We start from the raw sequence: 13,208 nt of genomic DNA, 5'->3' as shown, positions 1-13,208 counted from the left end.
CCGCAGGTGAGCGCGTATGCCCACAGCTGTGCACGAGAGGCCGGGACTAGGCTCGGACCGGGTACGCAAGTGCCCCTCACGCCACACAGCAACCTAAGGAACCAACTGATGGAGCTCGGTCTCGTCGGCCTCGGCAAGATGGGCGGCAACATGCGCGAGCGGATTCGCCGCGCGGGCCACACCGTCATCGGATACGACCGCAACGCGGACCTCGCGGATGTCCACAGCCTGGAAGAGCTTGTGGGCAAGCTCAGCGGGCCGCGCGTGGTCTGGGTGATGGTGCCGGCCGGTGAGCCGACCCAGTCGACCGTCGACCAGCTCGCCGAGCTGCTGGAGCCGGGCGACGTGGTCGTGGACGGCGGCAACTCCCGCTGGACCGACGACGAGAGGCACGCCGAGGAGCTGGCGGCCAAGGGTATAGGTTTCGTCGACTGCGGCGTCTCCGGCGGCGTCTGGGGCCTGGAGAACGGCTACGCGCTGATGTACGGCGGCGACGCCGAGCACGTCGCGAAGGTGCAGCCGGTCTTCGACGCGCTCAAGCCCGAGGGCGACTTCGGCTCGGTGCACGCCGGCAAGGTCGGCGCGGGCCATTTCGCGAAGATGGTCCACAACGGCATCGAGTACGCGATGATGCAGGCCTACGCCGAGGGCTGGGAGCTGCTGGAGAAGGTCGACTCCGTCACGGACGTCCGTGAGGTCTTCCGCTCCTGGCAGCAGGGCACGGTCATCCGCTCCTGGCTGCTCGATCTCGCCGTGAACGCGCTCGACGAGGACGAGCACCTTCAGGGTCTGCGCGGTTATGCACAGGACTCCGGTGAGGGACGCTGGACTGTGGAAGCCGCGATCGACAACGCGGTGCCGCTGCCCGCGATCACCGCGTCGCTGTTCGCGCGGTTCGCCTCCCGCCAGGAGGACTCGCCGCAGATGAAGATGATCGCCGCGCTGCGCAACCAGTTCGGCGGTCACGCCGTAGAGAAGAAGTAGTCCAGGGATCCAGGTATCGGGAAGGCCGGCGGAACGATCATGCACGTCACGCATCTTTCGCTGGCCGACTTCCGCTCGTACGTCCGGGCCGAGGTTCCGCTCGACCCGGGCGTCACCGCCTTCGTCGGCCCCAACGGCCAGGGCAAGACGAACCTGGTCGAGGCCGTCGGGTATCTGGCGACGCTGGGCAGCCACCGGGTCGCCTCCGACGCGCCCCTGGTCCGCATGGGGGCCGAGCGGGCCGTCGTACGGGCGCAGGTCCGCCAGGGCGAGCGGCAGCAACTGGTCGAGCTGGAGCTGAACCCCGGCAAGGCCAACCGCGCCCGCATCAACCGGTCCTCGCAGGTCAGACCCCGCGACATCCTCGGCATCGTCCGCACGGTCCTGTTCGCGCCCGAGGACCTCGCGCTCGTCAAGGGCGACCCGGGTGAGCGGCGGCGCTTCCTCGACGAGCTGATCACCGCACGGTCGCCGAGGATGGCGGGTGTGCGGTCCGACTACGAGCGGGTGCTCAAGCAGCGCAACACGCTGCTGAAGAGCGCCGCCCTCGCGCGGCGGCACGGCGGCAGGTCCATGGACCTGTCCACACTCGACGTGTGGGACCAGCATCTCGCGCGCGCGGGCGCCGAGTTGCTCGCCCAGCGGCTCGATCTCATCGCCGCGCTCCAGCCGCTCGCGGACAAGGCGTACGAGCAGCTGGCCCCCGGCGGCGGGCCGCTCGCGCTGGAGTACCGGCCGTCGGCGCCCGGTGAGGCGCACGCGCGCGAGGAGCTGTACGCCCAGCTGATGGCGGCGCTGGCAGACGCCCGCAAGCAGGAGATCGAGCGCGGGGTGACCCTGGTGGGACCCCATCGCGACGACCTGGTCCTCAAGCTCGGCCAGCTGCCCGCGAAGGGGTACGCCTCGCACGGCGAGTCCTGGTCGTACGCGCTCGCCCTGCGGCTGGCCTCCTACGACCTGCTGCGCGCCGAGGGCAACGAGCCGGTGCTGGTGCTGGACGACGTCTTCGCCGAGCTGGACGCGCGTCGGCGGGAGCGGCTGGCCGAGCTGGTCGCGCCCGGCGAGCAGGTGCTGGTGACGGCGGCCGTGGACGACGACGTGCCGGATGTCCTGGTGGGTGCGCGGTACACGGTGTCCGGCGGGGCGGTGGAGCGCGTATGAGCACCGAGGAGCCCGGCCCGAAGGCCCCGAAGAAGAGCACCGAGGAACCCTCCGGTGTCGACCTCGCGCGCGTGGCGTTGCGCGCGGCGAAGGAACAGGCACGCGCGCGGGGGGACGCGGCCCGGCAGAAGAAGCAGGCCCGGCGCGGCGGCGGGCTGCGCTCCGGGGCGCGCGCGGACGGCCGGGACCCGATGGCGCTGGGTGCCGCGATCAAGCGGCTGCTGACCGAGCGTGGCTGGGAGACCCCGGCGGCGGTGGGCGGGGTGATGGGCCGCTGGCCGCAGATCGTCGGCGAGGACCTGGCCAAGCACTGTGTGCCGCAGCGCTACGACGAGGACGAGCGCGTGCTGGTGGTGGCCTGCGACTCGACGGCCTGGGCGACCCAGCTGCGCCATCTCGCGCCCGCGCTGGTCGCGCGGCTCAACGAGGATCTGGGGCACGGCACCGTGCGGATGATCAAAGTGCTCAATCCGGGCGGTCCGGCCCGCCGCTACGGGCCGCTGAGGGCTCCGGGCAGCTCCGGCCCCGGTGACACCTATGGGTGATGTACCTCACGTCGTGGGCCGCTCCGGCGGTGTCGTCGTACCCCTTCCGCACGCCCCGTCGTGCCTCTGCGCGCGCGTGTTCCGGGCCTTGCGGACCGCATCTGACCCGTCAGTAGCCAAGGGTTGACGGCCCGAAGCGCTGAGTGCCGCTGTGAGCCGCTTGGAGCCCCCATCCGTATATCGGGACCCGGCCGAGGACGGTTGAGGGCGGCACATGGGGACTCAGGTACCGGCAAACCCCCATCGATGTCGGCGCTACCGGTAGACTGGAAGCCAATCCCGCCCCAACGTGGGGACCGCCCGGGAAAAGCTGAGCAACGCTGATCAAGGCTTACCAACGCGACATGCCGCAGCCGCTCCGGCAACCCGCCGACGAGCTTGGCTCGTGCTGTGCCAGAAAGGGCGCTTCGTGGCCGATTCCGGCAACCCCAACGAGAACATCCCGTCCACCGACGCCGGCGTGCACGGCGAGGCCCCCGAGGCCCCTGTGAGCGGGGAGGCCACCGACCCCGGTGCGGCCTCCGCCTCCTACGATGCCAGCGCCATCACCGTGCTCGAAGGGCTGGACGCGGTCCGCAAGCGGCCCGGTATGTACATCGGCTCGACCGGTGAGCGCGGTCTGCACCACCTGGTGTACGAGGTCGTCGACAACTCGGTCGACGAGGCGCTGGCGGGCTACGCGGACACCATCGACGTCACGATCCTGCCCGACGGCGGCGTGCGCGTCGTCGACAACGGCCGCGGCATCCCGGTCGGCATCGTGGCCTCCGAGGGCAAGCCGGCCGTCGAGGTCGTGCTGACCGTGCTGCACGCGGGCGGCAAGTTCGGCGGCGGCGGCTACGCGGTCTCCGGCGGTCTGCACGGCGTCGGCGTCTCCGTCGTGAACGCCCTGTCGACCAAGGTCTCGGTCGAGATCAGGACCGACGGGTACCGCTGGACGCAGGACTACAAGCTCGGCGTCCCGACGGCCCCCCTCGACCGGCACGAGGCCACGGACGAGACCGGCACCTCGGTCACCTTCTGGGCCGACCCGGACATCTTCGAGACCACCGAGTACTCCTTCGAGACGCTGTCCCGGCGCTTCCAGGAGATGGCCTTCCTGAACAAGGGCCTGACGCTCCGGCTCACCGACGAGCGTGAGTCGGCGAAGGCCACGTCCGGCGCGGACGAGGCGGGGGCGGACGAGAAGGCCGAGGTCAAGTCGGTCACGTACCACTACGAGGGCGGCATCGTCGACTTCGTGAAGTACCTCAACTCCCGCAAGGGAGAGGTGGTGCACAACACCGTCATCGACCTGGAGGCGGAGGACAAGGACAAGAGCCTGTCCCTCGAGGTCGCGATGCAGTGGAACAGCGGCTACAGCGAGGGCGTGTACTCGTTCGCCAACATCATCCACACCCACGAGGGCGGTACCCACGAGGAGGGCTTCCGCGCCGCGCTGACGTCGCTGATCAACAAGTACGCGCGCGACAAGAAGCTGCTGCGCGAGAAGGACGACAACCTCACCGGTGACGACATCCGCGAGGGTCTGACCGCGATCATCTCGGTCAAGCTGAGCGAGCCGCAGTTCGAGGGCCAGACGAAGACCAAGCTGGGCAACACGGAGGCCAAGACCTTCGTGCAGAAGGCGGTCTACGAGCACCTCAACGACTGGCTGGACCGCAACCCGGTCGAGGCCGCGGACATCGTCCGCAAGGGCATCCAGGCGGCCACCGCGCGCGTGGCGGCCCGCAAGGCCCGCGACCTGACCCGCCGCAAGGGCCTGCTGGAGTCGGCGTCCCTGCCGGGCAAGCTGTCGGACTGCCAGTCCAACGACCCCACCAAGTGCGAGATCTTCATCGTCGAGGGTGACTCCGCCGGCGGCTCGGCCAAGTCCGGCCGCAACCCGCAGTACCAGGCGATCCTCCCGATCCGCGGCAAGATCCTCAACGTGGAGAAGGCCAGGATCGACAAGATCCTGCAGAACCAGGAGATCCAGGCGCTGATCTCGGCCTTCGGCACGGGTGTGCACGAGGACTTCGACATCGAGAAGCTCCGCTATCACAAGATCATCCTGATGGCGGACGCCGACGTCGACGGCCAGCACATCAACACCCTGCTGCTGACCTTCCTGTTCCGGTTCATGCGGCCGCTGGTCGAGGCCGGGCACGTGTTCCTCTCCCGTCCTCCCCTCTACAAGATCAAGTGGGGCCGGGACGAGGTCGAGTACGCCTACTCGGACCGCGAGCGCGACGCGCTGCTGGAGATGGGCCGCCAGCGCGGAAAGCGCGTCAAGGAGGACTCGATCCAGCGCTTCAAGGGCCTCGGCGAGATGAACGCCGAGGAGCTGCGCGTGACCACCATGGACCAGGAGCACCGCGTCCTCGGCCAGGTCACCCTCGACGACGCCGCCCAGGCCGATGACCTGTTCTCGGTCCTGATGGGCGAGGACGTCGAGGCCCGGCGCCAGTTCATCCAGCGCAACGCCAAGGACGTCCGCTTCCTCGACATCTGAGTCGGTCTCAGCTGACCGCACCAGGAAGGATCTTCACCAGCAATGGCCGACGACAACACCCCGCAGACTCCCGAGACCGAGGCCGGCGACGCCGTACTGCGCGTCGAGCCCGTCGGGCTCGAGACGGAGATGCAGCGCTCGTACCTGGACTACGCGATGTCCGTCATCGTGTCCCGCGCGCTGCCCGACGTCCGGGACGGCCTCAAGCCCGTCCACCGGCGCGTGCTGTACGCGATGTACGACGGCGGCTACCGCCCCGAGCGCGGCTTCTACAAGTGCGCGCGCGTGGTCGGCGACGTCATGGGCAACTACCACCCGCACGGCGACAGTTCGATCTACGACGCCCTGGTGCGCCTCGCCCAGCCGTGGTCGATGCGGATGCCGCTGGTGGACTCCAACGGCAACTTCGGCTCCCCGGGCAACGACCCGGCGGCCGCCATGCGCTACACCGAGTGCAAGATGGCGCCGCTGTCGATGGAGATGGTCCGCGACATCGACGAGGAGACCGTCGACTTCACGGACAACTACGACGGCCGCTCCCAGGAGCCGACCGTCCTGCCCTCCCGCTTCCCGAACCTGCTGATCAACGGCTCGGCCGGCATCGCGGTCGGTATGGCGACCAACATCCCGCCGCACAACCTGCGCGAGGTCGCGGCCGGCGCCCAGTGGTACCTGGAGAACCCGGAGGCCTCGCACGAGGAGCTGCTCGACGCCCTCATCGAGCGCATCAAGGGCCCGGACTTCCCGACCGGCGCGCTGGTGGTGGGCCGCAAGGGCATCGAGGAGGCGTACCGCACCGGGCGCGGCTCGATCACGATGCGCGCGGTGGTCGAGGTCGAGGAGATCCAGGGCCGCCAGTGCCTGGTCGTGACCGAACTGCCGTACCAGGTCAACCCGGACAATCTGGCGCAGAAGATCGCCGACCTGGTCAAGGACGGCAAGATCGGCGGCATCGCGGACGTACGCGACGAGACCTCGTCGCGTACGGGCCAGCGGCTCGTCATCGTCCTCAAGCGGGACGCGGTCGCCAAGGTCGTGCTGAACAACCTCTACAAGCACACCGACCTCCAGACGAACTTCGGCGCCAACATGCTGGCGCTGGTCGACGGCGTGCCGCGCACCCTCTCGCTGGACGCGTTCATCCGGCACTGGGTGACGCACCAGATCGAGGTCATCGTCCGTCGCACCCGCTTCCGGCTGCGCAAGGCCGAGGAGCGCGCGCACATCCTGCGCGGTCTGCTGAAGGCGCTGGACGCGATCGACGAGGTCATCGCGCTGATCCGGCGCAGCGAGACCGTCGAGGTGGCGCGGACGGGCCTGATGGGCCTGCTGGAGATCGACGAGATCCAGGCCAACGCGATCCTGGAGATGCAGCTGCGGCGCCTCGCGGCCCTGGAGCGGCAGAAGATCGTCCAGGAGCACGACGAACTCCAGGCGAAGATCACCGAGTACAACGAGATCCTGGCCTCGCCGGTCCGCCAGCGCGGGATCGTCAGCGAGGAACTGGCCGCGATCGTCGAGAAGTACGGCGACGACCGCAAGACCATGCTGGTGCCCTACGACGGCGACATGTCCATCGAGGACCTGATCGCCGAGGAGGACATCGTCGTCACCGTCTCGCGCGGCGGCTACGTCAAGCGGACCAAGACGGACGACTACCGGGCGCAGAAGCGCGGCGGCAAGGGCGTGCGGGGCACGAAGCTGAAGGAAGACGACATCGTCGACCACTTCTTCGTCTCCACCACCCACCACTGGCTGCTGTTCTTCACCAACAAGGGCCGGGTGTACCGGGCGAAGGCGTACGAGCTGCCCGAGGCCGGCCGGGACGCGCGCGGCCAGCACGTGGCGAACCTGCTCGCCTTCCAGCCGGACGAGGCGATCGCCGAGATCCTGGCCATCCGGGACTACGAGGCGGCGCCGTACCTGGTGCTGGCCACCAAGTCCGGTCTGGTCAAGAAGACGCCTCTGAAGGATTACGATTCGCCCCGCTCCGGCGGCGTGATCGCGATCAATCTGCGCGAGCGCGAGGACGGCAGCGACGACGAACTGATCGGCGCCGAGCTGGTGTCGGCCGACGACGATCTGCTTCTGATCAGCAAGAAGGCGCAGTCGATCCGCTTCACCGCGACCGACGACTCGCTGCGCCCGATGGGCCGCGCCACCTCCGGTGTCAAGGGCATGAGTTTCCGCGAGGGCGATGAACTTCTGTCGATGAATGTGGTGCGACCCGGTACGTTCGTGTTCACTGCCACCGACGGCGGGTACGCGAAGCGGACCGCCGTCGACGAGTACCGCGTCCAGGGCCGCGGCGGCCTCGGCATCAAGGCCGCCAAGATCGTGGAGGACCGCGGCTCGCTCGTCGGGGCGCTGGTTGTGGAGGAGAGCGACGAGATCCTTGCGATCACGCTCTCCGGCGGTGTGATTCGTACGCGAGTCAGCGAGGTCAGGGAGACGGGCCGTGACACCATGGGCGTCCAACTGATCAACCTGGGCAAGCGCGATGCCGTGGTCGGTATCGCACGTAACGCCGAGGCCGGACGCGAGGCGGAGGAGGTCGACGGTGAGGACACCGCCGACGAGACCGCCGAGGGTGCCGAGGCCACCGGCACGGACGAGGGTGAGGCGCCCTCGGCCGAGTAGCACGAGGAGTGAGTCATCGTGAGCGGAGCCACGGGCGCCGGATCGGCCGGTACCTCCACGGGTACGGAATCGGACGGCGGCGGCCGTGGCTCCGCCGCGCGTGCGGGGAGCGCGAGTGACCCGCACACGACCAACCTGAAGCCGGTGAAGGACTCCGAGGTCCCGGGCAGGGCTTCTTCCGGTACGGCGGCATCGCAGGGGGGAACTGTGACGGACAGCCGAGGCCCGGTCCCGGTCGGCGAACCGCAGCCGTCGTCGCCGCTCCCCCACGAGCGCACACCGGAGCAGCCCTCGGGGCCGTACCACCCGCCGCAGGCCTACCCGGCGCAGGCGCCCGCCGGCGCGGTGCGCCGGCCGCGCACCGGGGTGCGGACGACGCCGCGCACCCGCAAGGCGCGGCTGCGGGTCGCCAAGGCCGACCCGTGGTCGGTGATGAAGGTCAGCTTCCTGCTCTCCATCGCGCTCGGCATCTGCACGATCGTCGCCTCGGCGATGCTGTGGATGGTCATGGACGCGATGGGCGTGTTCTCGACGGTGGGCGGCACGATCTCGGAGGCGACCGGGTCGAACCAGGCGAACGGCTTCGACCTGCAGTCCTTCCTGTCCCTCCCGCACGTCCTGACGTTCACGACGATCATCGCGGTCATCGACGTGGTGCTGGCCACGGCGCTCGCGACACTCGGCGCGTTCATCTACAACCTCTCCGCGGGCTTCGTGGGCGGCATCGAGCTGACCCTCGCCGAGGACGAGTGATCCGCCTGGCAGCGCGCTTGTGACGGTCCCCCGACAACCGATTTTGGGACTGACGTGGTCGTGCGCTAATCTTCAGGAGTCAGCGCGCGGGACACACACCGCAAAGCGCGGCGGGGCTATAGCTCAGTTGGTTAGAGCGCATCCCTGATAAGGATGAGGCCACAGGTTCAAATCCTGTTAGCCCCACTTCGTACGAAGACCCCCGGTCCGGTGGACCGGGGGTCTTCGTCGTTCCCGGGTCGGCGGGGGCGGCGGGCCGTGTGGGCGGGCGGGGATGCAAAAGACCCGACCGCTGGCGACGGGGGATGCACCAGCGATCGGGTTATGGCCAAGGGTAACAAGGTTGAGCGGATTACGGGGCCAAGTCGGCCGGAAATCGGGGAGGTTGGCCGATCAGCGACTGCACGGGGGGTCGTAGGACAGGCGCGGCAGGTACTCGTGCCACTTCTGCGGGGTCAGGACGCCCCGGGTGACCGCGCAGATGTGGCTGATCGCCGCTGCGTCGTCCAGGCTCCACAGGCGGAGCGTGTCGGTGCCGCTGGAGAGCCCGAGGACGTTGCCCCGGGCGCTGAACGACAGGAACGTGCCCGATCTGGCGTTGGGGCTCATCGACTGGCCCACGGGGGTCGCCGAGGCGGGGTCGGCGACGTTCCACAGCCGGATCGTGTTGTCGTTGCCGCCGCTGGCCAGGGTGTGTCCGCTCGGGCTGAACGTCAGTGACTTGACCGCCTCGGTGTGGCCGATGAGCGGCGGGCCCAGCTCGGCCGCCGAGGCGGGGTGGCTGACGTTCCACAGCCGGACCGTGTCGTCGTCGCTGCCGCTGGCCAGAACATGTCCGTCCGGGCTGAAGGCGAGCGTGTTGACCGGCCCGGTGTGCTCCGTGAGCCGGGCGAGCGCGGTCGCACGGGCGGGGTCGGTGACGTCCCAGAGCCGGACGGTGCTGTCCGAGCTGCCGCTGGCCAGGGTGCGCCCGTCCGGACTGAAGGCGAGCGCGTTGAGGAAGCCCCGGTGACCGACGAGCGGCCTGCCGAGAGCCACCGGGTGCGAGGGGTCGGCGACGTTCCACAGCTGAATGGTGTCGTCCTCGTAGGCGGTGGCCAGGGTGTGGCCGTCCGGGCTGAAGGCGAGCGAGGGCCCGGCGAAGCGCGTTCGCAGGTGGATGGGCTCGCCGGTGACCGGGTGCGAGGGGTCGCCGACCTTCCACAGGTACACCGAGTGGTTGTCGGTGAGGACGGCGAGGGTGCGGCCGTCGGGTGAGAACAGCAGGGGTGCGCGATGGCCGCCGTCGGCCTGCATGAAGGGTTCGCTCAGCGGCACGGGCCGCCCGGGCCGCGTCACGTTCCACAGCCGGAGTCTGCCGTCCCGCGCCGCCGTGGCCAGCACCCGACCGTCCGGCCGGAACCCGCCGGTGCGGCCGGTGATGTCCGAGGCCGGCAGCGACCACAGGCGCACCATGCTGTCCCCGCTGCCGGTGGCGAGGGTGTGCCCGTCGGGGCTGAATCCCAGGGCGTACATCTCCCCGCTGCTGCCCGCGAGCGGCCCGCCGATCTGGGAGGGGGACGTCGGGTCGGCCACGTTCCACAGGCTGGCCGTGCTGTCCGCGCTCGCGGCGGCGAGCTGGCCGCCGTCCGGGCTGAAGGCCACCGACCAGATCGGGCCGGTGTGTCCGGTCAGCGGCGAGCCGAGCGCGGCGGGGCGGGCGGGGTCGGCGACGTTCCACAGCCGGATCGTGTCGTCCGCGCTGCCGGAGGCGAGGGTGTGTCCGTCGGGGCTGAACGCCACCGAGTGCACGAGGTCGGTGTGGCCCTTCAGCACGGAGGCGTACCGCTGCGCGTGGCGGGGGTCGGTCACGTTCCACAACATGATCGTGTCGTCGTCACCGCCCGCAGCCAGGGTGTGTCCGTCGGGGCTCCAGGCCACGCTGCGCACGGCGGCGCTGTGCCCGTGCAGGACGTTGATCTGCCGCGGCCGGCTCGGGTCGGCCATGTCCCACAGCCGTACCGTGTGGTCCTCGCCCGCGCTGGCCAGGGTGCGTCCGTCGGGGCTGAAGGCGACCAGGTAGATCGTGCCCTTGTGCCCGGTCAGCGGGGCGCCCAGGGAGGCCGGGTGGGCGGGGTCGGCGACGTTCCACAGCCGGATCGTGCCGTCGTCGCCGGCGCTGGCCAGCGTCTTGCCGTCGGGGCTGAAGACCGCGCTGCTGACCCAGCTGGTGTGGCCGGTCAGCGGCTTGCCCAGCGGCTTCGGGCGGCTCGGGTCGGCCACGTTCCACAGCCGGACCGTGCGGTCGTAGCTGGCGGTGGCCAGGGTCCTGCCGTCGGGGCTGAAGGTGGTCAGGTAGACGGCGCCGGTGTGTCCGGTCAGCGGGGTGGCCAGCGGGGCGTTCACGATCGAGATCAGCCTGCTGTACGTCCCCTCGTCGTCGGGGCGCAGCCGGTGCGCGACCAGGTCGAGCTGGGCGGACAGGGACGGGTCGGCGGTCTGGACCCGGTCGGCCTCGGCGAGGACCTGCTCGAAGACGGCGTCGTCCCGCTGCTGCCGGGCGATCACCGCCGACCCGCCGGCCACCAGGGCCAGCACGACCAGCGCGGCCACCGCGGCCCGGCTCAGCCACACCGAGCGCCGGCGCAGCCGGACCGACGCGGCCAGGAACTCCACCGCGCTGCGGGTGAGGACGGTGTCACCGGCGGAACCGGCCCAGGCGCGGGCCTGTTCCAGCCGCGAGCCCCGGTACAGCAGCGAGCTGTCCCGGCCCGAGTCCTCCCAGGAGCGGCCGTCCTCCTCCAGCCGCTGGCGCAGCAGATGGTCGTTGCGGTTGTCGTCGATCCAGTGGCGCAGCCGGGGCCAGGCGTGCAGCAGCGCCTCGTGGGTGATCTCCACGGTGTCCGCGTCCAGCGTCACCAGCCGGGCCCGGACCAGGGCCTCCAGCGACTCCTCCGTCTTGCCGGGGTCGGTCGACTCCGCCGCGAGCTGGCGCCGGGTGCCGCGCCGGCGGGTGGCCTGGGTGTCCTCGCCGAGGCGGACCAGGCGCAGCAGGAGCAGCCGGGCCGCCGTACGGGCCGCGGGGTCGAGCCCGGACCAGGCGCGCTCGGCGGTCGCCGCGACCGCGCCCTGGATCCCGCCGGCCGCGCGGTAGCCGGCCAGGGTCAGCTTTCCGGCCTTGCGGCGCTGCCAGGTGGCGAGCAGGGCGTGCGAGAGCAGCGGGAGCACGCCCGCGTCGTGCGCTCCGCGCGGGCCGTCGGCGCTCACCTCGCGCACGATCAGCTCGGCGAGCCCCGGCTCCAGCTCCAGGCCGACCGCCTTGGCCGGACCGGTCACCGCCTCGCGCAGCTCGCCGCTGGTCAGCGGGCCGAGCACCATGTGCCGGTGCTGGAGGGCGTCGGCGAGTTCCGGATAGCCGAGGCACTGCTCGTAGAAGTCGGCCCGTATGCCGAGCACGACGACGACCGGGGCGGGGCCGTCCCCGCCCGCGGGCGGGGTGCAGACGGCGTGCAGCAGCTGGATGAAGGTACGGCGGTCCGCCTCGTCGGGACAGAGGGTGAACGCCTCCTCGAACTGGTCGATGATGACGACCGGGCGGGGGCCCGGGGCCGGAGCGCCCGAGGGCTCGCCGTCGGCGGGCGGGCCCTCGGCGGATGCCTCGCCGTCCGTCTCCCGGCGTGCCCAGGCCGCGGCCGCCTCGCGTGCCGTCCGGGCGATCCGGGGTGTGTCGGAGCCGGGGGCGGCGGGGTTCCGCGTCGCCTCCCGCTCGGCCTCGCGCGCGGCGGCGGCGACCCGGCCCAGCTCGGGGATGCGGCCGACCAGCTCGCCCAGCGGATCGGCGCCCGGGACCAGCTGGAGCACGGGGCCTGCCGCGGCGGGCCGGCCCGCCGTCAGGGCGCCGTCCCGCAGCGCGGGCACCAGACCGGCGTTGAGCAGTGACGACTTGCCCGCGCCCGAGGCACCCACGAGCATCACCAGGCCGCCGGTGCGCTCGGCGGCGGTCAGCTGCTCGACGAGCGCGCCGGTGCTGCGCTCCCGGCCGAAGAACCAGCGGGCGTCCTCGCGCCGGTACGGGGCCAGCCCGCGGTAGGGGCAGACGCCGCCGGTGACGGGCGGGGCCGGGGCCGGTGGCCGCTGGTCCTCCTCGGCGGGCGGCGCGGGCCGGTCGCCGACCGGGTCGGCCAGCGCGCGCTCCCACAGGCGCTGCCAGTGCGTGAGGTCGTACAGGCCGGTGGAGACCGGTGCGGGCCGCAGCCGGCGCGCCTCCGGGATCAGGATGTGGAGCACGGCCGCGAGGGCGGTGAACTGGGCCGGTACGTTCCGGGCCCGGCGCCAGTCGCTGATCCGCTGCGCGGACACGCGCACGGGCCGGCCTCGCTCGTCGACCCGCTGGAGCCTTACGACCGCCTCGGCGACGCTCTTGAGGGGAGGGTTTCCGGCCTCCTTGTACAGCAGCGCGAGACGCTCGGCGAACGCAGTGCGTGTCCCTGAGTCGGAACTCAAGGTCCCTCCCCTTTTCTTTCCCCCCGCATCTGGATGTCCGGACCGGAAAACTCACCCTATACGCCTGACCTGCGCGGAAGCACTGCACCGGACGTCGCAACCTCCTCCTCGGCGACAACAGATGGCAGGATCCGGACCGGGTAGTGGAG

The 13,208-nt window shown here is 71.0% G+C and carries 7 protein-coding genes and 1 tRNA gene; 7 read left to right on the top strand and 1 reads right to left on the bottom strand.

Annotated elements, in window-relative coordinates:
- Positions 1-108: 108 nt before the first annotated feature.
- The 7 genes from gnd to BIV23_RS10580 all read left to right on the top strand — a co-directional run bounded on the left by gnd (position 109) and on the right by BIV23_RS10580 (position 8,763).
- Positions 109-984 carry a phosphogluconate dehydrogenase (NAD(+)-dependent, decarboxylating) gene (gnd, locus tag BIV23_RS10610; RefSeq protein WP_071380544.1) on the top strand — a complete coding sequence of 292 codons (876 nt, stop codon included), beginning with the start codon at positions 109-111 and terminating at the stop codon, positions 982-984.
- A gap of 39 nt (positions 985-1,023) precedes the next feature.
- Positions 1,024-2,145 carry a DNA replication/repair protein RecF gene (gene recF / locus BIV23_RS10605; protein ID WP_071380543.1) on the top strand — a complete coding sequence of 374 codons (1,122 nt, stop codon included), beginning with the start codon at positions 1,024-1,026 and terminating at the stop codon, positions 2,143-2,145.
- On the top strand, positions 2,142-2,690 hold the full coding sequence (locus BIV23_RS10600; protein WP_071380542.1) for a DciA family protein: 549 nt from the start codon (positions 2,142-2,144) through the stop codon (positions 2,688-2,690). Before recF ends, BIV23_RS10600 begins: the two co-directional genes overlap by 4 nt.
- Positions 2,691-3,075: 385 nt before the next feature.
- On the top strand, positions 3,076-5,184 hold the full coding sequence (gyrB, locus tag BIV23_RS10595) for a DNA topoisomerase (ATP-hydrolyzing) subunit B (RefSeq protein ID WP_071380541.1): 2,109 nt from the start codon (positions 3,076-3,078) through the stop codon (positions 5,182-5,184).
- Between the two features lie 42 nt (positions 5,185-5,226).
- The gene (gyrA, locus tag BIV23_RS10590) at positions 5,227-7,824 is read left to right on the top strand and encodes a DNA gyrase subunit A (protein WP_071380540.1); all 2,598 of its coding nucleotides are present in this window, start codon (positions 5,227-5,229) and stop codon (positions 7,822-7,824) included.
- A gap of 18 nt (positions 7,825-7,842) precedes the next feature.
- Positions 7,843-8,577 carry a DUF3566 domain-containing protein gene (locus BIV23_RS10585; RefSeq protein WP_079173069.1) on the top strand — a complete coding sequence of 245 codons (735 nt, stop codon included), beginning with the start codon at positions 7,843-7,845 and terminating at the stop codon, positions 8,575-8,577.
- Positions 8,578-8,689: 112 nt separating this feature from the next.
- Positions 8,690-8,763: transfer RNA gene (locus BIV23_RS10580), tRNA-Ile, on the top strand.
- A 207-nt stretch (positions 8,764-8,970) separates the two neighbouring features.
- Here the strand turns inward: BIV23_RS10580 and BIV23_RS10575 are convergent.
- Positions 8,971-13,059, bottom strand: coding sequence for a WD40 repeat domain-containing protein (locus BIV23_RS10575; RefSeq protein WP_071380538.1), 4,089 nt, complete (start codon positions 13,057-13,059; stop codon positions 8,971-8,973).
- Positions 13,060-13,208: the final 149 nt, after the last annotated feature.

This window comes from Streptomyces monashensis, from assembly GCF_001866665.1.
Taxonomy (GTDB): domain Bacteria; phylum Actinomycetota; class Actinomycetes; order Streptomycetales; family Streptomycetaceae; genus Streptomyces; species Streptomyces monashensis.
The sequence above is the reverse complement of the archived record's forward strand: the minus strand, read 5'-3'. Positions and strand labels throughout refer to the sequence as shown.